The organism is Paraburkholderia bannensis NBRC 103871 (assembly GCF_000685015.1).
GTDB classification, from domain to species: domain Bacteria; phylum Pseudomonadota; class Gammaproteobacteria; order Burkholderiales; family Burkholderiaceae; genus Paraburkholderia; species Paraburkholderia bannensis.
Map to the genome: position 1 here is coordinate 22,408 of NZ_BAYA01000043.1, position 21,496 is coordinate 43,903.

A 21,496-nucleotide genomic window follows, 5' to 3' on the forward strand; every position below is an offset into this window, starting at 1 on the left:
TTCTTTTCGCTGAATTAACAACATGAAGACCGAACAACGTCCGCTGCATGCGGACGTCGCGCGCATGCGCACGCCTGTGGCGAGCGCTGTCGCACAAGCATTTCCGGGGGCGAACCCATTCGCCCGGTTCAACCGCACACCGATGCGCATGACGGTGATGGCCGCCATTGCCACCTTCGCAGCGCTCGCGGGCGCGCCACACGCACACGCAGCGCAGACCGACGAAACCGCGTCGCCCACGAACGCCGCCTCCGAAGCCGTGACGACGCTGCCAAGCGTAACCGTTTCCGCGACCAAGGGTTCGTCGCTCGACCAGATGGACCTGAGCACGACCGAGCTCACGCGCAAGCAGGTTGCGCAGGCACCGGCAACAACGGTCGATCAGGTCGTCAACAAGATTCCGGGTGTGTACACGCCGCAGACTTCGACTTTCGCCCTGCATCCCACCTCGTCGATCGTCAGCATTCGCGGTTTCGGCAACGCTTATGGCACCAAGACGCTGGTGCTCGTCGATGGAGTTCCCATCAACGACGGCTATTTCCGCACGGTGGACTGGTCGCTGGTGCCGAAGGGGCAGGTCGATCGTATCGAGGTCATTCGCGGCGGCGGCGCGACGAGCCTGTGGGGCAACCTCGCCATGGGCGGCGTGATCGACATCATCACGCGCGAGCCGAACGCGAACGAGAAGACGCTCGACGTGATGTACGGCAGCTTCAATACGCGTAGCGCGGACGCCGCCCTTACGCTGTTCTCGACGCCCGCGCTCACGGTGGGCCTGACAGCGAGCACGTATCACACCGACGGCTATAACCAGACGCCTTCGCAGTACCGCAATGCTTCGGACGTGGCGACATCGGGCTTTGCCAACAACGTGGGCCTGTCGTTCTATCTCACGCCGGACGCCGCCTCGAAGTACTACCTCGAACTCTACGATCACGAAAAGCACGAGGACGGCGTGATCTACGCGAACGCGAAGAACAGCTGGGAGAAGTACGGTTTGCGTGCGGGCGGCACGCATCGCTTCGACGATGGCAGCAGCCTGAATGCCTACGTCTGGCTCGACCGCACGAACTTCGCGACGCAGAACGCCACGCAGACGGGCGGCTATTCGCTCTCCACGCCGACGGCCGGTTATTCCTATGTCTCGCAGATTGAAAGCGCTCCCTACAAGACTGGCGGCGGTTCGGTGTACTGGCAGAAGGATATCGGGCCCATCCATGACCTGAAGATCGGCATGGACTATCGTTACATCGGCGTGGATGACCAGAACAGCCTCTATAGCGCCGCAGGCGCGAATACGGCGGAATTCCAGGCGCACGGCCAGCATCAGTTTTTCGGGCTGTTTTCGCAGGGTACCTACCGCTTCGACGCCGTGCCGCTGGACATCACGCTCGGCCTGCGCGGCGACTACTGGCGCGCCAGCAACGCCTCCATCGCGGGCCAGTCGCTGTCGGGCAGCCTCGACCAGCAACTGGCGAACAGCAGCAAGTTCACGTTCAACCCGCGTCTGGGCGCGAAATATTACTTCGACAATGGGCTCGATCTGCGCGCGGCGGTGTATCGCGACTTCTCCGCGCCGGGCATGAACCAGATGTATCGCTCATATGTCTCCGGCGGCACCTATAACTCAACCAATCCCAACCTCGTGCCGGAAACCAATGTGGGCGAGGAGGTGGGGCTGGACTTCAAGCGCGACCTCTACAACGTCTCATTCACGGCCTTCCACAACCGCATCAGCAACTTCATTGACTATCCGTCGCTGTGTTCGTCGTCGGCAAGCTGCGCGAGCTATATCGCGGGCACGGGGCTGAGCGGCATTACTTCGGTGCGCCAGTATCGCAACGTGGGCACCGCGGTGATCCGCGGCTTGGAGCTGATGGGCGACGTGAAACTCGCGCCCTCGGTCACGCTGACGAGCGGAGTGAGCTGGACCCAGGCCTACCTGGTCGAATCGAATTACCCGGCCGCCGCGCCCGTGAACAGCCAGATCGGCCAGATTCCGCAATGGATGTGGACGGCGGGCGTGAACTGGCAACCCATTTCGACGGTGACGCTGAGCGCACAGCTCAAGGCCTGGCCTGGCTACTGGTACAACACGGCGCACACGGTGTGGAACGGCGGTGCCGCCGTGGTCGATCTGGGCGCGTCCTGGCACGTCAGCAAGACCGTCGAACTGTATGGCCTGATCCAGAACCTCGGCGGCCATTACTACTACGACACGGGCGCGCAGGGCACCACGACGGCGCCGCAGCTCGGCCAGCCGTTCAGTGTCTACGGCGGCATTCGCGTGACGCTCTAACCACGGTTTGAGCCGTGCCTGCGCATGCGCAGGCACGGCGGTGATATCGGATTTTTCTGCAGGAGGATTGCATGTCGACCACATTCGACCAGCCGGATACGCGCGCAACAGCCGCAAGCGACGGCTACCGGACGCTCTGGCGTTGGCACTTCTACGCCGGTCTGTTTGTCATGCCGTTTCTGGTGGTGCTGGCGATTACCGGCACGCTCTATTGCTTCAAGGCGCAGCTCGAACCAATGCTGTATCCGCACCGGCTCGTGGTCGAGCCACAGTCCACCGCGAAGCTTGACGCGGACACCTTGCTCGGCCACGCGCTTAGTGCCGTGCCAGCCGGCAGCGTGCCGGTTTCGGTGCAGGTGCTCACGGACGCCGATCGCAGCGCGGAGTTTGTATTCCGCCTGCCCGATGGCGATCAGCAGAGCGTCTATGTGAACCCGTACGACGGCAAGGTGCTGGGCACGCTGAGCGTGGCGAACCGCTTCATGCAGGTCGACCGCATGCTGCATCGCAAGCTCTTGCTGGGCAAACCCGGCGAACTCGTGATGGAACTGGCCGCCTGCTGGACGCTGGTGATGATTGGAACCGGGGTGGCGCTCTGGTGGCCGCGCCGGCAGAACGGTCAGCGTGCGGAATTCTGGCCGCGCTTTTCGTTGCGCGAGCGACCTCTCTGGAAGAGCGTGCATGCGGCCATGGGGATCTGGCTCGCGATCGGTGCGGCGGCCTTCGTGTTGACGGGGCTGCCGTGGACAGGTTCATGGGGCAAGCACTTTAAATCGCTGGCGACCAGTGCAAACCTGGGTTCGCCGCCTGGCTCATGGGGCGATCTGGCGGTTCAGTCGGTACTGCCAGGTCAACCCGCAAGGCCTACTGCGCACGACGCTCATTCGATGGCCGCCATGCATCATCACGATGGCGACGATTCGATGCCGGGCATGGTCATGGACGATCTGCCGGTGCCCATCGAGCCCTGGGCCGTCGGCAACGTCCCTGTGCCGGATTCGGGGGCGGCGAGCGTAGCCGCGAAGCCGCTGCCGATCCAGCAGCTCATTGGCCAGGCCGCCGCGCTGGGGGTGTCGAACGACTATACGCTCGCGCTGCCTGCTTCGCGCGAAGGGGTTTATACAGTTTCGTATTTCCCTGCTGACCCGAAGCTCGAACGGACCATTTATATTGACCAATATAGCGGTGCGGTGATCCGCGATATCCGCTATGCCGATTATGGCGCGATTGCCCAGGCGGTCTCTTACGGCACTTCGCTGCACATGGGCCGCTATTTCGGCCTTGGCAACCAGATTGTCAGCGCGCTGATTTCGCTGGGGCTTGGCGCGATGGCGATCACGGGGGCGGTGATGTGGTGGAAGCGCCGCCCCGCGCGCAGGCTTGGTGCGCCGTCGCGTGAACGCGGCGCCCCCCCCATGCGTGGCTGGGTCGCGGGACTGGTCCTGCTCGGCGCGATATTTCCGCTGATGGGGGCAACGATCGTGCTGGTCTGGATCGCGGACCGGTTTGTGTTTCGGCACATGGGGCAGCGCGTGGCCTGAAGAACCCGATTCCCGTGGTGGAGTTCCCGATGAACACTTGGACGGCTGGCACGTGTTCGGGAAATACGTCGCCGCTCCAGCGCCGTTTCGACACCGCACTGACGGGCGACGCATTCGTCATGCTGGCCGTGCTCGTGTTGGCAGCGCTGCTCGGACATATGTCGCCAGGCAGCGGTCAGCCCGCGCGTTCGGCCGTTTCAACTTTGTTTTGTCCTGCTTGACAGTTGTGCCGCCTGCTTCGAAAACCCTGAGAGCAGTTCGATCATATCGGCCTTGACCTTCTCCGGCGCGGTCTTCATGGACCCCGCGTGGAACGGCGGTCGAGGATCGTATTCGCTCACGAGTTGCGTGCACTCGGCGTAAAAGCGGCTGCGCAGTTCCGCGATCATCATCAGGCCGAAATCGAGCCCGGCGGTGACGCCCGCGCCTGTGACACGGTTGCGATCGCGTACCACGCGGGCATCCGTCGGGATGGCGCCAAAACCGGCCAGCGCATCGCGGCAAGACCAGTGCGACGTCGCCTTGTACCCTTTGAGCAGGCCCGCCGCGCCCAGGATCAACGAACCGGAACAGACGCTGGTCACATAGTTTGCGCGCGCGCCGCGATCCGCCATGAACGTGAGCGTTGCGGGGTCGGTGGCCGCAGCCAGGGTGCCATCAGTGCCGCCGGGGGCAAACAGCACGGTGAGATCACGCGGGCAGGTCTCGAAGGTTGCGGTGGGCACGATTGTGACTCCCGCGTCGCTCGTCACCGGCTCGGGCGTCTTCGAGACCAGGTGGATCTTCGCGCCCATCAGCGAGCCGAACATGCAGTGTGGCCCGATCAGATCCATCACGGTCATGCCCGGATAGATCAGCATGGCGATCTGTTCATTGCCTTCCCAGTGGACCGTGCTGTCCGGCATGTACATATGCGCGCTGTGCGCTTCGTTTTGCTGCGCGCTCGCGCCGGTGCCGCCGGCAGCCAGCGGGGCCAACAGCGCTATGGCGATGAGATTGCGACGGTCGATATCGATCATATTTGTGCCTTCAGGGTGAGATAAACGGAGCGCGGCTGAATGGGCATCACCACCGGGAACGAAAGGTATTCATAGGGCTCGTAGACCCTTCGGTTCGTCAGATTCACGCCGGAAAGGGCGATCGTGTAGCGATCGAAGGTATAGGCAAGCTGCGCATCGAAGACCGCATAACCAGGCACCGACACCGTATTCGGCAAGGTCAGCTCACGTGCGCTGTACGCGGTCACGCCCGCGCCGAACGACAGCCCCTGGGCGATGCCGTTCGCCACCCGGTAGCGGAACGCGACGCGTCCACTGTTCTTTGGTACGCGCGCCAGCGTGTCGCCAACAGGAATGGAGTTGTCCTGCGTGACTTTCGCGTTGGTATAGGCGTAGTTCACGAGCAGCGAGAAGGCAGGCACCGGCTCCCACACGAGATCCGTCTCGAAGCCACGCGCGCGCTGCTGGCCTGTCTGGATCGAATAGAGTGGATTGTCCGGGTCGGGCGTGGCGACGTTGTTGCGTGTCTGCTCGAAGGCGGCGATGGTGCCTGACAGGCCGATGCGCTCCAGCGCCAGCTTCACGCCCGCCTCGATGTTGCGCGAGGTCTCCGGCTGCGGCGGCGTCAGACCGACATAACCGAATGCCGCGCGAAACGCCGTTGCATAGGCGGCGTACACGGCCACGCCGGGCGCCACGTCGAAACTCGCCCCCACGCGCGGCGAAACGTGGTGATAGGTTTCGTTGGTGGCTTCTTCGGTTTCGCGGAAATTGAGTTGCGTGTAACGCAGCGAGCCCGTCAGATGCAGCCGCCCGTAGGTCGCCTGATCCTGGATATAGGCGGCGATGGTCTGGTAGCGGTCGGTCTGCGTGAGGCTCAGCGGGGCGAGCGAACCGTAGCCGAGGTTATAGACCGGCTGGGACAGATTGAGCGAGCCGACGGGAACGCCGCTGAAGCCCATATCGGAACTGAAATCGGTGTGGTCGTAGTCCACGCCCACCAGCAATTCGTGACGCCCGCCCAGTGCGTTGACTTTCGCCAGCAGATTGGCGTCGAAGGTCGCCTCCCACGCGCTGGTCTGCATGTTGAGCGGCAGGATCGGGTAGGTGGTCGGGGTCGCGGCATCGGGCGGATAGGCGCCCGGATAAACAAAGCTGCCGTACTCGGGCATGCTGCTGTGGTAATACCGTCCGCTGACCGTGAGTTTCAGGTTGTCGTTGAATATGTGCTGCAGTTCCGCCGTGGCGAGCTGGTTGTCGATGGTCGTGCGGGGCTGGCCGATCGGCGCGCCGGGGAAGGCGTAGCGGTCGAGCTGACCGGCCAGCGCCTGGGCAGCAGGCAGGCCCGAATATTCGAGCTGGCTGGTGTGACTGAACTGCCCCTGGACCAGCAGAACCGTTTTCGGATCGAGCTGGAATGACACGCTCGGCTTGACCGACCAGCGGTCGCCCTTGACCTTGTCGATCCAGCTTCCGTTGCTCTGATATTCGCCTGCGATGCGCGCGTTGATCGCGGAGGTCAAGGGACCAGTCAGGTCGAAGTAGGGATTGACGGTGCCATAGCTGCCCGTGCGCATCGCCACATAGCCGCCTGCTTCGCTGGAGGGTCGCTCGGATTCGATGTTGATCAGGCCGCCCAGCGGCGAGCCGATGCCGCCGCCGTACAGGGTGGAAGCGGGGCCCTTGAGCACGTCGATCTGTTCCACGCCGACCAGACTGGCCGGACTGTTGGTCGCGCTCATGCCGTACATCGGCAAGCCGTCCATATAGATTTCGGCCGGGAAACCCCGCACGATATTGCCGACAAATCCATTCTCTTCCGGCTGGCTCGGAATGACGCCCGAGACGTTGACGAGCGCGCTGGCCAGCGTGCGCGCGTCCTGCTCCTCGATCAGGTTGCGCGGAATCACTTGCACCGACTGCGCGACCTCGATCAGGGGCGTGTCGGTGCGCGTGGCGGTATGGCTCTCGAGCGCGGTGTCCGATTCGGTGAATCGGTAACGGCTGCCCGTGATCCGGATCACGGGCAAGGCCGGCGCTTCGGTGCTGGAACCGGCCGCGATGGGTTCAGCATCGGTGCCGGTCTCCTGCGCATGCAGGGTTAAAGGGTAGGTCGCCAATGTTGCGATGGTGACGATCGTGGCGAATGTGCCGAACGTCGCAAGCGAAGCCGCAGCGACGAGGGTCAGCCTGGTCATGGTTGTTATGGCTCGTGTGGCGTGACGTATTCAGGGCAAACGGGCCAGCCGGCGCTGCGCGCCTTCTTTATTACGCTGGCCGTTCGTTTTCTACAGTTCCTGCGAGGCCGCACTGGCAGGCAAGGCACGACTCGTGCGGTTGCGAGAACGCGTGGTGGGCATGCCTGCCGCGATCTGCCTCGCGAGCAGCGCGTCGCCGGCCTGCTTCCAGCTCTGGCGGTCGCACGGCGCACCCTGGTCGATGAAGCACAGCAGCGCACCCAGCAACTCGCCGGGGTCGCGATTCTCCAGCACCGCGCAATCGATCAGCGCACTTCGCACGATGGCCAGCTGGTCGCGGGCGCGACGCTGGGCAAGCCGGTCCTGCTTGAGCGCGCGGGCGGCATTCGCACGGGCTTTCTGTGCGCGCGCGGCGGCTTTTTCGGCCTTGACGAGGGCGGATAGTTTGCGATCCTCATCGATATCGCGCGCGGGATTGTCATAGAGCGCCAGCAGTGCCCGCTGGTGCTCGGTGGGATTCTTGAGCGCACGCAGCGAAACGACGCGCTCTTTCAGCCAGGGATCGTTCATGTGATGGGTCATGGGTGAAGAGAGTGACGCGTGCAGCGTCAGATGCGCAGGGTCGCGCGTGGATCGTTGCCGGGTTGCCGGCATGGGCAGGCCTGCATCGGCCGCATCTGCAGCGGCCGTGTCTGCACCGGCTGAAGTTGCATGGGCGCGGACGCCAGGGGGACGCCGTACACCACGGACCATGCCCAGCCAGCCCATACCAGGACGGCGACGCAGGCCGTGACGTTCAGCCATACGGCGTACTGATGAAGCCATTTGAGGAAGCGCATTGAAGAGGACCTCTCGGGCGTGCTTCGAAAACGAGCGGGAACGGAAATGCGCGCAGCACGTATCGCGTCTGCGCCACGCAAGCGGCGCGCGCAGAAGAACAGCGTGGGCGAAAACCGGCTGCCGCAGGACGAGCGGAAACCTCACGCAGCGACGTGGCGCGTGCGCGATTGACCGCGTGCATCCGCGCGCATTGGCAGGGATGGCGTGCGCGCAGTGCGAATCAGATGGAATGGAGAATCAGTGTGCAGCCGGAGGCGCTCTTGGCCGCCCCGAAGGGAACGCGCCGAGTGGCGTGTACGAGGAGAACAGTGCGGGGACAACGGCGGCGACGATCAGCGCGAAAAGCGCTGGCATGATCGCGGGCATCGGCGGCATCGCCGTGTGCGTGGCCAGCAGATCACAATAGGCGCAGGCGGAGAGCGCGTCGTCGAGCGTTTTATGGGATGAGGTGTCGGCGCGTTGAGCCGCGGAGCATAAGGATGCGACGGGCTGGTGCGCGCGTTCGGCCACCACCAGTTGACTGACCAGCGGCGCGAGCACGATGAGCCACATGGCGATCAGGCCAAGCCAGGCGGTCATCCGGTTGCAGGCGCGAAGATTCATGTCACAGGTCAGTGGAGTGCACGGTAGTTTAGCACCGCATTAAATAGGCATCTATAAACAACCTGCGTTAAAACACCACGTGATACGGCGTATAGCGGTTTAGCGCGGTAATCGCTATTTATTCAGGGTGCCAAAGTAATCGACTTCGTCACCCTGAGTGTTGCATGCGCATTCGGCGGATTTCACGCTGTCTACATTACTGACCCGCGGCGTTCTTGACTGCGCACTGTACGTCGATGCTTTCTCCGTCGCTGAACTTGAAGGTCACCGGAACAGTTGACCCAACTGCGAGCGGCTTCTTCGCGTGCTCGAACATGACGTGATAGCCGCCTGGCGCGAACGAGAGTGTGCCGTTAGCTGGCACGCTCGCCTTGTCGACCATGACCATCTTCGATGTGCTGCCGCTACTTTGTGTCTGGTGCAGCATCGACATGCCAAACGCGTCCGTGTTGACGCCGACGAGATCGATGGGCTTGTCGCTCATATTCATGAGCTTGAAATAGCCGCCCGACGGCGTATCGCCAGGCATCGAGCGAATCCAGCAATCAGAAACCATCATCGAATTGGGCGCCGCGGCTGCGGTGAGTGACATCGCCGAAAGCGGAAGGGCAATGGCGATCGTGCGAAAAAGAGTGTGCATGGCTTTTCCTGTCTGGAGGTAGAAAGGGAATCAGGGCAATATCCGTCAGGTCGCGTCGAGCAGTTCGCCCAGATCATGTACCCATGACTGGGCACCCTGCGCATCGCGTACGTACAGGCGCAGCTTGCCCTGCGTGTCAAATACGAGGCTCGCAGCCGTGTGATTCATGGTGTAGTTGTCCGCGCTCGATCCGGCAACTTTTTCGTAGACCAGATTGAAGTCCGTAGCAATTTTTTTGAGCTGGCTGCCATCGGCAGGACGCAAGGCGCGGAATAAGGGATTGAAAGCGGCGGCGTACTGGGCGAGGACCGAAGGCGTGTCCCGCTCTGGATCAAGTGAGACGAAGAGCACCTGGATGTGCTTCGCTTTTTCCGGGCCAAGTTGTTGCATGGCCTGCGATAGCTCGGCAAGCGTGGTCGGGCAGACATCGGGACAATGCGTATAGCCGAACACCAGCACGACGACCTGCCCGCGATAGTCAGCGAGCGTCCGCGTCTTCCCGTTTGTGTCCGGCAGCGAGAAGTCGCTGGCGAATCGCGTGTTTCCGGTGATATCGAGGTTCTGGAATGACAGTGGGGGTTTCTGGTCGCACGCGGTCAGGGCAAACGTTCCAGACAGTGTCAGGACCGTTGTAACGGCGGCAATCACGCGGCGCCATGAGCGGGGCGCCGCAAATATACGGGGTTTTTGCATAGGTGTAAGCGGATACAGGGCGCGGTAAAGGGGCGCGCGCGACCGACCGATGCCTCTCGACATGAGCGAGGCATCGGGATAGCGGATCAAGCGGGGTGCGAAACGTGAAGGGACGTTCTAGCGGGCGGTGGGTGGCGCGCGCGGATAGCCTGCGAACCAGGCAATGGCCGGCAATTCCGCCCGCCATTCAGGCAGCGACAGAACTGCGGTGAGCAGTGGCAGCCAGGAGGGACCTACGGCGGCAACGGGCGGCGGGGCAGCGGGTGTTGCGAGCAGGTCGCAATAGCCGCACGCCGAAAGTGTTCCCTGGTGAAGCAGGTGGGGAGCGTGGCCGATCGGGCCGGCCGAGCAGATCGCTGCGTCAGGCTCCAGACCGCGCGCAGCAGCATGGATCTGGCTGATGAGCGGCGCAAAAACAGTCAGGCACATGGCGAGCAGTGCTAGCCATGTGCCGGATCGCAGTCGGGCGCGCATAGAGGCAGTCATGCGCGCATGGTAGCTCACCTGGGCTGGGTTGCGCTGGCAAATAAGCAATTCAATGAATAGCAAACGCTGCAGGCATACCGCCGCGTGCTGCGCAAAAGCACTTAGAAATTGCTGGACCGAGCCGCGGGCAGGTCGTCGTAACCCTTCATCCGGTAAATGACGAACGATACGAGCCACGCCAGAATGAATACGCCGATGATGATGAAGCCGAGGTCATTGAAGTTGTCATTGAGCGTGCCGATGATGTCCCAGAAGCCGCCTTTGAAACCGAACTGGTCGCTGAGCAGCCCAAGCGTCTCGATGCCACCGATCAGCACCGCCACGAGCACGGAAACAAGCGTGATGGTGACGTTGTAGTACAGCTTGCGGATGGGGCGTACGAACGCCCAGTCGTAGGCCCCCAGCATCAGGATGCCGTCGGTGGTATCGACGAGCGACATGCCTGCGGCGAACAGCACGGGGAATACCAGCACCACGGACATCGACAGGCCTTGCGCCGCCTGGGTCGCCGAAATGCCGAGCAGACTCACCTCGGTTGCCGTGTCGAAGCCCAGCCCAAACAGAAAGCCAAGCGGGAGCATCCAGACCGGGTTGGACACCAGACGAAAGAGCGGCCGGAAAAGCCGCGCCATCAGGCCACGGTTGTTCAGCAGCAGGTCGAGATCATCATGGTTGTAGGGTTCGCCTCGACGCACCTTGCCAAATGCGCGCCACACGCCACGCAGGATGATGATGTTCATCGCGGCAATCAGGAACAGAAAGAGCGCCGATACGCTGGTCGAAATGATTCCGCCCATATCCTTCCACGCCTCGAAGCGGCCTTCGAGGGCAGCCGCAGTTGCGGCGACGGCCGCGGCCACGACTAGCACTACCGCGGAATGCCCGAGAGCGAAAAAGAAGCCCGCGGTCACCGGTCGCTGGCCGTCCTGCATAAGCTTGCGCGTGACGTTGTCGATGGCGGCGATGTGATCGGCGTCGATCGCATGGCGCAATCCGAAGCCATAGGCGAGCAGACCCGTGCTCAACAGCAGCGGGTGCGCATGGAATGCGATGAAGGCCCAGATCCAGGCGCCGATGTTGAATGCGGCGAGTACGAGATAGATGCCGGTAACGCGGCGCCGAAGTGTGCCCGGTGCGGGCGTGGTTTGCAGTGACAGGGACATGCGGGAGATCCTGAGGTCGGGCTGTCCTGCAACGGGCGACCGTCTGCGACGGTGGCTTGCGCATTGGGACACCCCGCCCGTTGCGGCTGCATGGACCTCGGTTGATGGCAGGTCTCCTGGCTCGCGGGTCTGGGCTCAGTGCCGGCCTTCCCGGTTTCCCAGTGGCCACAATCGGCACAAGCTCGCCGCTCACAGTTGCGGGGGCAGCCGCAGACTCGGGCGCGTGCGCCCTTACTGCATTCCCTTTTGATCCCGTCGCCGGGAACCATCGCCCGCAAGCGTAGCTGCACCCTGTAGACCGGTCAACCAGCCGGGATAGAAAAGCGTCGCTCGCTGGAGCGTGGCAATTCTGCCCAGATTACGAGACGAAAGCTTGGTAACATACGCGCCATGTTCTCCCTTCGCCGTTTCCTGCTGCGAGGTGGCACGGCGAGCCGGGTATTGTTTCTTGCTGCTTTTGCCATCTTTCTTGCGCGCGCGCTCCTGCCGGGCGCCGTCATGCTCGATCCGGATCCGGCGGCGCAGGGCGGTTTCGCACTCGTGATGTGTTCCGGCCATGGCCCGCTGTTTGCCAAAGATTCCGGCGCGATGCAGGATATGGCTGACATGATGCCCGGCATGGACATGAGCCACATGGCGGGCATGATGCACGACGGCATAAGCATGCACGGCTCACCGGCTCACGACACGATGGCGGGAGACAACGGCCTCTGTCCGTTCAGTGCCGCGCTGGTCGTCGCCTGCGTGAGCATCGCGCTTGCCGTGGTGCTCTTCACGCTGACACGCGTCACCCAGTTGTGGAGCACAAGTCTTGCGCGCCCGCTGGTTCGCACCTTTCCTCATTTCCGGCCCCTGTCGCGAGCGCCTCCGCTTTTCAGCTGAAACCCGTCTCCAAGCTGCGCGCACCGCGACGGTGCCGCGCCCGCACGACTATTTCTTTTCGCTGAATCGATAACATGAAGACCAGACAACGACCGCTGCGCGCGGCCGGCGTCGGCACGCGCGCGCTCGTGACGTGCGGTGCCAGCCAGGATTTTTCGGGGGCGCAGACGCGCTTTAAAGCTCTGCCGTTGGGCGTGGCGGTGGCCATTTTGTGCGCGGGTTTCGTGGCCGAAGCTCAAGCACAGGCAGCCGATCCGGCGACGTCCTCAACGAGCACAAAAACCGATGCACAGACGCCCCAGCCAGGTGCTACGGCATCGGCAACAGGTCATGAGCCGGTCGCGGCAGACAGTCAGTTGCCCTCAATCAAGGTCACCGCCACGGCGGGCTCGAGCTATAGCACCGACACTGCCACGAGCACGACCAGGACCGATACGCCGATCAAGGACTATGCGGCCTCCATTCAGGTCGTGCCATCGGAAACGTTGCAGGACCGCGGCGTGACGAGCATCGACCAGATCGCCGATAACGTCAGCGGCGTCCACGCTGAGGCGAGCTACGGCGGCAATGGCGCGACGTTCTTCAATATCCGCGGCTTCAGCGAAAGCAACGGCTTGCGCGACGGCTTCCGCAACTACGGCTACTACGCCTTTCGCGACGTTCAGAATATCGACGAAGTCGAGGTATTCAAGGGGCCGGCAGGCGCCCTGTACGGCGGCATCGGTGCGGTAGGCGGCTATATCAACACCGTGTCCAAACGGCCGGAGTGGGAGAACTTCGGCGAAGTCAGCGCGACGGCAGGTAGCTACGGCCTCGGCCGCACGACGGTCGATGTCAATCGCGTCCTGAACGACGACCTGAGTATCCGGCTCAATGCATCAGCCGAGACCAACTCGACGTTCCAGGATAACGGCGGCTACAAATCGTGGTCGATTGCACCGGCTATCACCTGGGACAATCATCACGGCACCTCGGTGACGCTCTTGAGCGAGTTCAACCACCTGAACCGGGATGGCTTTGACTTCGGTGTGCCCGCCGTCACCAACTACCAGCAGCTTTCGCGCTCCCGGTATTACGGATTCCGCGACGGCGACTACGGCCGAAACGATACCGTTTCCGAAACGCTGTTATTCGAGCATGCGCTGTCCGAGAACTGGAAACTGCGCCTGGCCGGGCAGTATTCGTACGCGCGCCAGCACTCGACGCAGTCGTTTCCTGACAGCACGAGCGCTACGGACAATCTCCTCGAATACTCTGTCTACAGCGGAGCCAACGAAGTCTCGCGCCAATATTCCGCCCGAGCCGAACTGGTGGGTAACTTCTTCACCGGCAGCCTGAAGCATTCGTTACTGGCGGGTGTGGACTACGGCTATCTGGAAGTGGGCAGCGGGGGTTCGCAGGTTTCCACGATGACGGTGGATCTCTTCAATCCCAGCTATGTCTCCGGGCTGACCCCAGCCGGTTCCCTGGCTGGGCATGAGGGGCGCGGCGCCGACTACGGTGTCTATGTGCAGGACCTGATCGATCTGACGCGACAGGTCAAGCTGCAGGTGGGGTTGCGGGCGGACCGCTTCATCAACACCGCCGATGAAGCCGGTGAGCCGACGGGCCACGGTCAGCAGACGGCCTTCTCGCCACGCGTCGGGCTGGTCTGGCAGCCGACGGCCAGTACGTCGTTCTTCACCGACTGGAGCCGCAGCTACGCACCGAATGTCGGCCACAGCGGCAGCAACGTCACCTACGCCGCAGAAGTCGCGGAGCAGTACGAAATAGGTGTGAAGCAGGAACTCATCAAGAACCGGCTGAATGCCAACCTCGCGTTGTTCAATATCAACCGGAACCACATCCTGACCACGGATCCCATCAATCCGTTACTGGAAGTGCTCACGGGCAAGCAGCGGAGCCAGGGTGTTGAACTCGACATCACCGGCAACATCACGCCGCAATGGAAGGCCATCGTCACCTATGCCTACACGCTCGCGAAAGTCACGAGCGACACGACGTATCCCGTAGGCGACAGCCTGAGCAATGTTCCGCGCAACAGCGCAAGCGTATGGACCGTCTATCAGTTGCAGTCGGTTCCGGGTTTGCAGGTCGGAGCGGGCGTTTATTACGTCGGCCCGCGGGAAGCGACCCTGCCCAACACCTTCAAGCTCGCCGGGTATGTGCGCACCGATGCGATGGCCTCGTATAAGCGAGGCCCCTGGAAAGCACAGTTGAACATCTTTAATCTGTTCAACCGGAAGTATTACACCGGAGGCTCGGCCGCGACCTTTGACTACACGCTGACGCCTAGCCCTCCGTTGTCGGCGCAGGTGACTGTTTCCTACGACTTTTAAAGGCACACCGGGCAAGCGCGCAAGAAACGCCGCTTGCCCGGATTCCTTCTTGATCGGGCGTCTCCGTTGCCGATATCGAGAGGACGATCGCCTTGTTTCCTCGTACGGATTCAGTAAGCATCACCGAATACTTGCGTATCGCTTTCTGTTATGGGGTGCAGAGAATCCCCCGGATTCCGACGATTGGCCATATGACCGCGTGGCATAATTCATAGCCATCTCTTTCCATTTCTTGCCATTCGCTACGCGCCATGTACCGCGCTCGTCTCCATCGCCTTGGAAGCCTGCTGGGATTGCTTGCAATCCTGCTGGCGACGCTCGCGCCGGTGGTTTCGCAGGTGCTCGCGTCGCAACACCGTCTCAGCGATGCGCTGACCGCGTATTGTTCGGCCGATGACGAAGTTGTGCCATCGGTACATGACGGCAAGCCTACGCACGGCGTGCTTCCGCACTGGCAGGCCTGTGGCTATTGCGGCATGGTTGGGCATATCCCGACGCTGCCCGGCAATCCGGCCAGCCTCTTTGCATCGCTCACCACAACGACGATGCCGGTCATCGTCGCGTTGGTCGCCATCCGTGCCGATGTCAGCTTCACAAAAGCTCAGCCCAGGGCGCCCCCGGTCTTCTCCTGATCCCGTTTTGACCTGCAAAACTGCCGCTCTGCGCCTGTCGCAAGTGGCCGCTTGCCGTGCCTCTACACGACCGCTACGAACGACAACTGGAGATAACCAATATGCGAACCATCATCAACCGGTATGCGTCCCCGGCGCGCTCTGCGCTGCTGGCCACCATTGCCTGCCTTGCCCATGTTTCTGTCACCCACGCCCACGCCATCGCGGGCGACCGCGTCTTTCCCTCCACGCTCTCCGTCGACGACCCCGGCGTCGGTGACGAAGCCAATCTCGAATTCGGGCACCAGCGCGTGCCTGGCGACGCAGGCGATCAAAGCATCAACACCTTTGACTTTGAGTACGACAAGCTCATTACGCCGCGGCTCGCGCTCTCTGTGGACGGCAGCTACGTCATGCAGAACAATCCCACCGCTCGCGGTTTCGACAACTTCGGCGTGGGAATCAAGTACCTGCTCTACGTGAACGACGCACACGAATTCATGACATCGGTGGGGGTGAACGCCGAACTCGGCGGCACGGGTAGCCGTGCCATCGCCAGCAACTTCTCGACGATCTCGCCCACGATCTTTGCCGGGAAGGGCATGGGCGACCTGCCAGACTCGCTCGCTTGGCTGCGTCCCATTGCCGTGACCGGCGAAGCCGGGCCGTCGCTGACCACCGGTAGCGGCCAGCCGAACTCGTTCGACTACGGCTTCACGTTCCAGTACAGCCTGCCTTATCTGCAGCAGCACGTTCACGATCTCGGCTTGCCGCAGCCATTTTCCAACCTGATTCCTCTCGTCGAAGTGCCTCTTTCCAGAAGCCAGGGGCAAACGACGGGAACCGTCAACCCGGGCTTCATCTGGATGAACCGCTACGGCCAGCTAGGCATCGAAGCACAGATACCGATTAACCGGGCGAGCGGCTCGCACGTCGGCATCCTGGCGCAGGTGCACATCTTCTTCGACGATGTCGCGCCGCACACGCTCGGCAAACCGCTTTTCCAGTAAGCACGCACACAGGGATTCCGCGATGAAACTCGCTACATTGCGCAGGGCTGTCGCATCGGTCGCGCTGCTTGCTGCACATCTCGCCTGGGCGCACGCTTATCCGAAGCATCAGGAACCACCAGCGGGTTCGACCGTGCAGGCAAAGCTCAATGCGGTGGTGATCGACTTCGACGATGCGCTCGAACCTGCGTTCAGCTCCATCACTGTCACCGACGCACAGGGCAAGGCCGTCACGAATGGGAAGTCCGAAGTCGAGCCGTCGAACAGCAAGCGCATATCGGTGGGCGTCAGTTCGTTGACGCCTGGCGTCTATACGGTTGCGTGGGTGGCTGTCGCTGCTGACGGACATCGCACGCAGGGACACTACCGGTTTACGGTGAAGTGACCGTGGAGCCGCTCGTCGCCACACAGATTGCCGTAGCTGCCGTGCAGAACGTGCTGTTTGCGACGGCAGCCGGCCTCCTCGCGTGCGAGGTGCTCGGCAAGCGCTGCGGCGTGGGCGTGCCGGCCACGCTGCGTGGCTGGCAGGCGGGTGTCACGATCGGGTTGGCGTTGATGGCCCTCGCATACCTCTGGTTGCAGGCGGCCGTCATGAGCGGCACACCGCTTGCCGAAGCCGGGAGCGCGGTCGCGGCGGTGCTGACGCAATCGCACTACGGTGTCGCGTGGTCCATTGGATTTGTCGGTGCGTTGCTGGCGACGCTGAGCGGGTTTTCTGGTCGCCGTGGCCTGCCGCTTTTCGTCATAGGCCTCGTCGTGTGGGCCGCGGGCAAGGCTGCGGCCAGCCACGCAGCTGACGCGGGCGACTTCTCGGCCCGTGAGGTCATCCACGTCGTGCATTTATGCGCGACGGCATTGTGGGCCGGCAGTGTGATTGTCGCCGCAGTCCTGGTCAGACGCTTGCCTTCCACGTATGCGACTGCCGAAAAACAGGTGGCTTTCCGCAACGAACTCTCGTATCTGGCGACGGTTGCCCTTGTCGTTGTGCTGGTCACCGGCTTCTACAACGTGATTCAGGATACGTCACAGACGGATGTACGGATTTTCGCGACTGGCTGGGGCCGGATACTTGCTGCGAAGCTCGTGTGTGTTGCCGCAGCCGTGGCATTGGGCGGCTGGAACCGGCTGGTGGTTCTTCCGCAGCTTCGCGCGTGGGCGCAACAGGATGGCGCAGCCTTCGTGGCCGGGAAGGAGCGCTTCGACACCTTGCTGTCTGTTGAAGCGCTCGTAATGCTGGCGACTCTTGCGATCGCTGCTGTGCTGGGACATACGTCTCCAACAGCCGGGGGCTGATCAGCGAACTTGTGAAGCAGGTCGAGATATAGCTGACATTCGGTCTTTTGATTCACCGGTACGAGCGTCTTTTCGTGGCCGGTCCTAGCACTCCGTGGGAGATACTACTATTCCCATGAGCCCACGTCGGCGTCGTCGCCTTCACCGCCTTGCCTGGCATCCCGACCATAGCTGAATACGTCGATGTCACCATGCACGCCAGGATTGAGATACAGGTAGGCGTTGCCCCACGGGTCGTCTGGCAAGCGGGCAAGATAGCCGTCTTTCTTCCAGGCGCGCGGTACGGGATCCGTGTCGGGCCTTTCAATCAGGGCGTGCAGGCCTTGCGGCTGGGTCGGGTAGCGGCCGTTGTCGCGACGGTAGCTATTCAGGGCCTCTACGATTGCGGCAATGTCCTGTTTCGCAAGGTTGTGCTTGATCACCTCCGGTCTCGTCATCATCTTCGAGATGATCAGGACGATCAAAAGACCAAGGATTGCGACCGTGATTGCGATCTGAATGAGCCGGAGCGCTCGTCGCGAGCGGCTTTGCGGCGCCGCGATTTTCTTTTCATTTTCGTTCCCCGCTTGCATAGCTTGATAGACCTGCAGGAGAGAACTGTTCGGGCGTAATACGAGCGCGCAGGTAGCTCGGATAAGCAATTTCGATGATTGTAAGGTAGTCGCGCAACGAAGTCTGCATTCACCCGGCACGGCGTTTGTCCTGGCCGTTCTACGCGACCGATTTGGACATAGCGGATTGGGATCAGTTGCGCGCCGACATGCAGCGGGCCACTTCGTTTTACTTCTGTCGATGTATTATTCCCGCCGTCGCGCAATTACTCTTTTGATGAAAACACTGCTTCTCTATGCCGTTACCGCGATTGCCGAGATCGTAGGCTGCTATCTTCCATACCTCTGGCTCAAGGAGGGTAAGAGTGCTTTCCTGCTGGTTCCTGCGGCGATTTCCCTGGCGATCTTCTCGTGGTTGCTAACTTTGCATCCCTCTGCCGCTGGGCGCGTCTATGCAGCCTACGGTGGCGTATACATTGCGGTCGCGCTGCTTTGGCTGTGGATGGTGGAGGGGCTGAGACCGACAAACTGGGATTGGGCAGGCGTTGCGCTCTCGCTTGCCGGCATGGCCGTGATTGCGTTTCAGCCGCGTTGAATGTGTGCTTGCGGTCGCAAGCATCACGGCCCTCGAGCTGGAACTTGGCTGTTTTCCTAGGCGAAAAGCAGCCGGGCGATAGCTCTTGCTTGAGCATGCGAGCTACTTCGGTGAGCCTTGCACATCTCCGAACCGTCGACCGTCAGTGAGCGTGTGCGGACCCATCGCAGCCATTCGTCGCTACACGTGAGCAATGGTCGTTAGCGGAGTTGTGCGGTCGATCCGATGACAGTTCCGTTCGCTCGCTGAACGACAGGTTATGGCCGCACGCAGACGCATATTGCATCATCACGTCGGCAAGTAGTCACGGGCGACCGGCCCGATTCGAACCGGAGCACCGGAGATTTGTGAGGCGCTGGCCCAACACTCAGATTTAACATAACCAAGATTATCGACATTTTATTTGTAGCGGCTGTATCCTAATGTCGTGTTCGTCGAAGTAAATTTCCCCACCCTGTGTATTTGCGGTGATCAGCCGCTGAATGGATCAGGTGAGCTCTTTCGGGGGCGACCCGGGCGTCGGTTAGCAGGTTCGACCGGTGCCGGGTTTAGGGCGGATGGTCGGTTGCGCAGGTGGTCAGGCAGGAGATCGGCATGCTCCCGCAGCCGGTACGACGAACCTTCAATCTGGACAACAATCGCGTGATGCAGCAACCTGTCGAGCAGCGCCGCTGCGACGACTGTGTCACCGAAGACCTCACCCCATTCGCCGAAGCTGCGATTGGACGTGAGGACGATGGCGCAGCGCTCGTAACATGCGTTGACGAGCTGGAAGAACAAGTTGCCCCCGTTGGAGCCGATCGGCAGATAGCCGATCTCGTCAACGATGAGCAGACTGTTGCGCGCAAGAAAGCGCACACGCTGGGCGAGGTTGCCTTCGCGTTCGGCCTTCGCCATCGAATTGACGATTTCTGCCAGTGAGCCGAAGTACACGCTCTTGCCGGCGCGCACCGCTTCGACACCTAGTGCAATGGAGAGGTGTGATTTGCCAGTTCCTGGCGGCCCGAGGAAGTGGACCGTCTGGCGTCGTTTGATGAACTCAAGTTGCGCAAGCGTCATGATGCGATCGCGATCGAGACTCGGCTGGAAGCTGAAGTCATATCCGGCGAGCGTCTTGACGGTGCCCAGCCTCGCTGTCTGCAGCGCCATGCGGATGCGCCGCGTCTCGCGCGTCGTGAACTCCTCGCCCAGCAACGTCTCCAGTACTTCGAGCATCGAGCTGTCGCCCTGTTCGAAACGCTTCAAGGTGGCATCCAGCGCTTCAAGCGCACGCGGCATACGCAAGCCAACGAGGTAACGCTGTATCCGTTCGACGGTTGAGGTTGGAACGCTGTTCATGCGCGCCTCCCGGCATCAGCCAGACGCCTGGCCACCTGATCGTAAAACGACAGCGGCCGACGTCCGACACCAGTCGTGCCCGACGATACGTCGCGCGCCGCCTGCTGCCTGCGCTGGCCCGCGCTCCGATGGCCAGGCAGCAACGATGTTCGTCGCCGGCCTTCCAGCACGGGGTGCACTGCGAGCAGTTCGCCGTCCTCGTAGATGCGGATCTCGTGAGCCAGACTATGGACGTCGAGCGTGCGTCTGCGGGTGCGGTCGGGCACGCTATAGTAGTTGCCGCCGACCGAGACCAGACCTTCGTGGCTCACGCGCCGCTCGAGTCTGATGACGCCATTGAAGGCGCCGGCCGGCAACACCTGGAGCGCGGGGCGTTCCTCCCGGAAGTGCTGCATGACAACGCGATGCGTCGTGCCGTGTACTCGTGAGTTGGCCACCGTGTCGAGCCAGTTGCGCAACTGGCGGTTCAGATCGGCGAGATTCTGGAATCGTCGCGCGAGGAAGAAGTCCTGCCGGATATAGCGATAGGGGCGTTCGACCTTGCCCTTGGTCTTGGCGCGATACGCCTTGCACGCACGCGGAGCGAAACCATAGTGCTGTGCAAACGCGACCAGCTTCGCGTTGTAGACGATGTGCTTCTCGACTTCGCCCAGCACCGCTGCCTTCATGCGGTCGTACAGCACTTCGCGTGGCACACCACCAATGTGCTCGAACGCTTCCATGTGGCAGCGCAGGACGGTCTGCAGGTCCTGATGTTCGACGAAACGCCCCCACAGATAGCGGCTGTGCCCGAGCACAATCGAGAACAACCAGATTGAGCGTCGCTGCCCCGGTACATCGTCGAACTCAACATTGAAGTGTGCGAAGTCTACCTGCGCCTGGTGGCCAGCTGGAGTCTCAAAGCGCACCTCGAAGCCACGCTGTCGCGGTGGCCGGACTTCCCGAACCAGGTCGCCCAGAGCTGTTCGACCGCCTGCGTAACCCATGGCCTGAATCTCCCGCAGCAGCCGCTCGATGCTCAGGTCCGGATACTCACGCACACGCTCGGTCACATAGTGAACGAACGGGTCGATGACGCAGGGTCGCGGTGCACGTGGACCGTAACGCGGCGCCTGCACACCACCCTTGATGTATTTGCGAATGGTCTTGCGGTCCATACCCAGTCGAGCGGCGATGGCCGAGATGCTCAGCCCCTGCCGGTGCAATGCCAGAATCGTCATAACCTCTCCCAGCTCGATCACCGACACCCCCTCGACGGATCCGTAGTGGCATATGGTCGGTGATCGGGAGGGCGCCGCCGCTTACGCGGCGGCGCCAGACAAAAACTGGGGAAAATTACTTCGACGAAAATGAGGAGTATCTATCCGACGCTGACAGGCGGGCTGGCGAGGTCTCGCCTCATGCCTGAAAGGGCGA

Annotated in this window: 20 protein-coding genes and 1 riboswitch; of the genes, 9 read left to right on the forward strand and 11 right to left on the reverse strand. The window is 62.0% G+C overall.

Features of this window, described 5'->3' with window-relative positions; translation table 11 throughout:
• Nucleotides 1-22 precede the first annotated feature (22 nt).
• On the forward strand, nucleotides 23-2,299 hold the full coding sequence (locus BBA01S_RS35620; RefSeq protein WP_027820603.1) for a TonB-dependent receptor plug domain-containing protein: 2,277 nt from the start codon (nucleotides 23-25) through the stop codon (nucleotides 2,297-2,299).
• Between the two features lie 71 nt (nucleotides 2,300-2,370).
• Nucleotides 2,371-3,840 (forward strand): PepSY-associated TM helix domain-containing protein, encoded by a 1,470-nt coding sequence (locus BBA01S_RS35625; RefSeq protein ID WP_027820604.1) that lies wholly within the window; start codon nucleotides 2,371-2,373, stop codon nucleotides 3,838-3,840.
• A gap of 197 nt (nucleotides 3,841-4,037) precedes the next feature.
• Here the strand turns inward: BBA01S_RS35625 and BBA01S_RS35630 are convergent, their stop codons facing one another.
• The 8 genes from BBA01S_RS35630 to BBA01S_RS35670 form a co-directional block, all read right to left on the reverse strand.
• The gene (locus tag BBA01S_RS35630; RefSeq protein WP_027820605.1) at nucleotides 4,038-4,859 is read right to left on the reverse strand and encodes a DJ-1/PfpI family protein; all 822 of its coding nucleotides are present in this window, start codon (nucleotides 4,857-4,859) and stop codon (nucleotides 4,038-4,040) included.
• Nucleotides 4,856-7,036, reverse strand: a complete 2,181-nt coding sequence (locus BBA01S_RS44240; protein ID WP_052392037.1) for a TonB-dependent siderophore receptor — start codon at nucleotides 7,034-7,036, stop codon at nucleotides 4,856-4,858. The genes BBA01S_RS35630 and BBA01S_RS44240 overlap by 4 nt, the downstream gene beginning before the upstream one ends.
• Nucleotides 7,037-7,126: 90 nt before the next feature.
• Nucleotides 7,127-7,840, reverse strand: a complete 714-nt coding sequence (locus BBA01S_RS47820) for a hypothetical protein (RefSeq protein ID WP_174479198.1) — start codon at nucleotides 7,838-7,840, stop codon at nucleotides 7,127-7,129.
• A gap of 273 nt (nucleotides 7,841-8,113) precedes the next feature.
• Entirely contained in the window at nucleotides 8,114-8,479 is a 366-nt protein-coding gene (locus BBA01S_RS35655) for a DUF2946 domain-containing protein (RefSeq protein ID WP_027820607.1), read from the reverse strand.
• Nucleotides 8,480-8,675: 196 nt separating this feature from the next.
• The gene (locus BBA01S_RS35660; protein ID WP_027820608.1) at nucleotides 8,676-9,119 is read right to left on the reverse strand and encodes a copper chaperone PCu(A)C; all 444 of its coding nucleotides are present in this window, start codon (nucleotides 9,117-9,119) and stop codon (nucleotides 8,676-8,678) included.
• A 45-nt stretch (nucleotides 9,120-9,164) separates the two neighbouring features.
• Entirely contained in the window at nucleotides 9,165-9,902 is a 738-nt protein-coding gene (locus BBA01S_RS44255) for an SCO family protein (RefSeq protein WP_245641691.1), read from the reverse strand.
• Between the two features lie 27 nt (nucleotides 9,903-9,929).
• Nucleotides 9,930-10,361, reverse strand: coding sequence for a DUF2946 domain-containing protein (locus BBA01S_RS46320; protein WP_167336081.1), 432 nt, complete (start codon nucleotides 10,359-10,361; stop codon nucleotides 9,930-9,932).
• A gap of 38 nt (nucleotides 10,362-10,399) precedes the next feature.
• Nucleotides 10,400-11,461 (reverse strand): HoxN/HupN/NixA family nickel/cobalt transporter, encoded by a 1,062-nt coding sequence (locus BBA01S_RS35670; protein WP_027820609.1) that lies wholly within the window; start codon nucleotides 11,459-11,461, stop codon nucleotides 10,400-10,402.
• 89 nt (nucleotides 11,462-11,550) lie between these two features.
• Nucleotides 11,551-11,746, reverse strand: a riboswitch (cobalamin riboswitch).
• Between the two features lie 213 nt (nucleotides 11,747-11,959).
• On the opposite strand from BBA01S_RS35670, the gene BBA01S_RS44260 reads away from it, so the two are divergent.
• The 6 genes from BBA01S_RS44260 to BBA01S_RS45395 all read left to right on the forward strand — a co-directional run bounded on the left by BBA01S_RS44260 (nucleotide 11,960) and on the right by BBA01S_RS45395 (nucleotide 17,596).
• Nucleotides 11,960-12,343: a DUF2946 family protein gene (locus tag BBA01S_RS44260; protein ID WP_156966195.1), complete on the forward strand. Its 384-nt coding sequence runs from the start codon at nucleotides 11,960-11,962 to the stop codon at nucleotides 12,341-12,343.
• A 74-nt stretch (nucleotides 12,344-12,417) separates the two neighbouring features.
• Nucleotides 12,418-14,682 (forward strand): TonB-dependent receptor, encoded by a 2,265-nt coding sequence (locus tag BBA01S_RS35680; RefSeq protein ID WP_027820610.1) that lies wholly within the window; start codon nucleotides 12,418-12,420, stop codon nucleotides 14,680-14,682.
• Nucleotides 14,683-14,933: 251 nt separating this feature from the next.
• Nucleotides 14,934-15,314: a DUF2946 domain-containing protein gene (locus tag BBA01S_RS35685; RefSeq protein ID WP_027820611.1), complete on the forward strand. Its 381-nt coding sequence runs from the start codon at nucleotides 14,934-14,936 to the stop codon at nucleotides 15,312-15,314.
• Between the two features lie 101 nt (nucleotides 15,315-15,415).
• Complete coding sequence (locus BBA01S_RS35690) at nucleotides 15,416-16,303, forward strand: hypothetical protein (protein ID WP_027820612.1); 888 nt, start codon at nucleotides 15,416-15,418, stop codon at nucleotides 16,301-16,303.
• A 22-nt stretch (nucleotides 16,304-16,325) separates the two neighbouring features.
• The gene (locus BBA01S_RS35695) at nucleotides 16,326-16,688 is read left to right on the forward strand and encodes a copper resistance CopC family protein (protein WP_027820613.1); all 363 of its coding nucleotides are present in this window, start codon (nucleotides 16,326-16,328) and stop codon (nucleotides 16,686-16,688) included.
• Nucleotides 16,689-16,690: 2 nt separating this feature from the next.
• A complete protein-coding gene (locus tag BBA01S_RS45395) occupies nucleotides 16,691-17,596 on the forward strand; it encodes a CopD family protein (RefSeq protein WP_156966196.1) in 906 nt (301 codons plus the stop codon).
• A 107-nt stretch (nucleotides 17,597-17,703) separates the two neighbouring features.
• On the opposite strand, the gene gspG is transcribed toward BBA01S_RS45395, so the two are convergent.
• Nucleotides 17,704-18,168 (reverse strand): type II secretion system major pseudopilin GspG, encoded by a 465-nt coding sequence (gene gspG, locus BBA01S_RS35705; RefSeq protein WP_042298436.1) that lies wholly within the window; start codon nucleotides 18,166-18,168, stop codon nucleotides 17,704-17,706.
• 256 nt (nucleotides 18,169-18,424) lie between these two features.
• Between gspG and BBA01S_RS35715 the strand changes: the two genes are divergently transcribed.
• On the forward strand, nucleotides 18,425-18,742 hold the full coding sequence (locus BBA01S_RS35715) for a YnfA family protein (protein WP_027820615.1): 318 nt from the start codon (nucleotides 18,425-18,427) through the stop codon (nucleotides 18,740-18,742).
• Between the two features lie 471 nt (nucleotides 18,743-19,213).
• On the opposite strand, the gene istB is transcribed toward BBA01S_RS35715, so the two are convergent.
• Together istB and istA are read right to left on the reverse strand one after the other, a co-directional pair.
• On the reverse strand, nucleotides 19,214-20,080 hold the full coding sequence (gene istB, locus BBA01S_RS35720; protein ID WP_027820616.1) for an IS21-like element helper ATPase IstB: 867 nt from the start codon (nucleotides 20,078-20,080) through the stop codon (nucleotides 19,214-19,216).
• On the reverse strand, nucleotides 20,077-21,300 hold the full coding sequence (gene istA / locus BBA01S_RS35725) for an IS21 family transposase (protein ID WP_042298437.1): 1,224 nt from the start codon (nucleotides 21,298-21,300) through the stop codon (nucleotides 20,077-20,079). The genes istB and istA overlap by 4 nt, the downstream gene beginning before the upstream one ends.
• Between the last annotated feature and the right edge of the window lie 196 nt (nucleotides 21,301-21,496).

Bases quoted from the DNA above. Each gene is read 5' to 3' on its own strand.
- BBA01S_RS35670 (WP_027820609.1), bottom strand. From the start codon at position 11,461: ATGTCCCTGTCACTGCAAACCACGCCCGCACCGGGCACACTTCGGCGC.
- BBA01S_RS35625 (WP_027820604.1), top strand. From the start codon at position 2,371: ATGTCGACCACATTCGACCAGCCGGATACGCGCGCAACAGCCGCAAGC.
- istB (WP_027820616.1), bottom strand. From the start codon at position 20,080: ATGAACAGCGTTCCAACCTCAACCGTCGAACGGATACAGCGTTACCTC.
- BBA01S_RS35680 (WP_027820610.1), top strand. From the start codon at position 12,418: ATGAAGACCAGACAACGACCGCTGCGCGCGGCCGGCGTCGGCACGCGC.
- BBA01S_RS35685 (WP_027820611.1), top strand. From the start codon at position 14,934: ATGTACCGCGCTCGTCTCCATCGCCTTGGAAGCCTGCTGGGATTGCTT.
- BBA01S_RS35695 (WP_027820613.1), top strand. From the start codon at position 16,326: ATGAAACTCGCTACATTGCGCAGGGCTGTCGCATCGGTCGCGCTGCTT.
- gspG (WP_042298436.1), bottom strand. From the start codon at position 18,168: ATGCAAGCGGGGAACGAAAATGAAAAGAAAATCGCGGCGCCGCAAAGC.
- BBA01S_RS35655 (WP_027820607.1), bottom strand. From the start codon at position 8,479: ATGAATCTTCGCGCCTGCAACCGGATGACCGCCTGGCTTGGCCTGATC.
- BBA01S_RS35715 (WP_027820615.1), top strand. From the start codon at position 18,425: ATGAAAACACTGCTTCTCTATGCCGTTACCGCGATTGCCGAGATCGTA.
- BBA01S_RS44240 (WP_052392037.1), bottom strand. From the start codon at position 7,036: ATGACCAGGCTGACCCTCGTCGCTGCGGCTTCGCTTGCGACGTTCGGC.
- BBA01S_RS47820 (WP_174479198.1), bottom strand. From the start codon at position 7,840: ATGGCTGAACGTCACGGCCTGCGTCGCCGTCCTGGTATGGGCTGGCTG.
- BBA01S_RS35660 (WP_027820608.1), bottom strand. From the start codon at position 9,119: ATGCACACTCTTTTTCGCACGATCGCCATTGCCCTTCCGCTTTCGGCG.
- BBA01S_RS44260 (WP_156966195.1), top strand. From the start codon at position 11,960: ATGCTCGATCCGGATCCGGCGGCGCAGGGCGGTTTCGCACTCGTGATG.
- istA (WP_042298437.1), bottom strand. From the start codon at position 21,300: ATGACGATTCTGGCATTGCACCGGCAGGGGCTGAGCATCTCGGCCATC.
- BBA01S_RS35690 (WP_027820612.1), top strand. From the start codon at position 15,416: ATGCGAACCATCATCAACCGGTATGCGTCCCCGGCGCGCTCTGCGCTG.
- BBA01S_RS35620 (WP_027820603.1), top strand. From the start codon at position 23: ATGAAGACCGAACAACGTCCGCTGCATGCGGACGTCGCGCGCATGCGC.
- BBA01S_RS35630 (WP_027820605.1), bottom strand. From the start codon at position 4,859: ATGATCGATATCGACCGTCGCAATCTCATCGCCATAGCGCTGTTGGCC.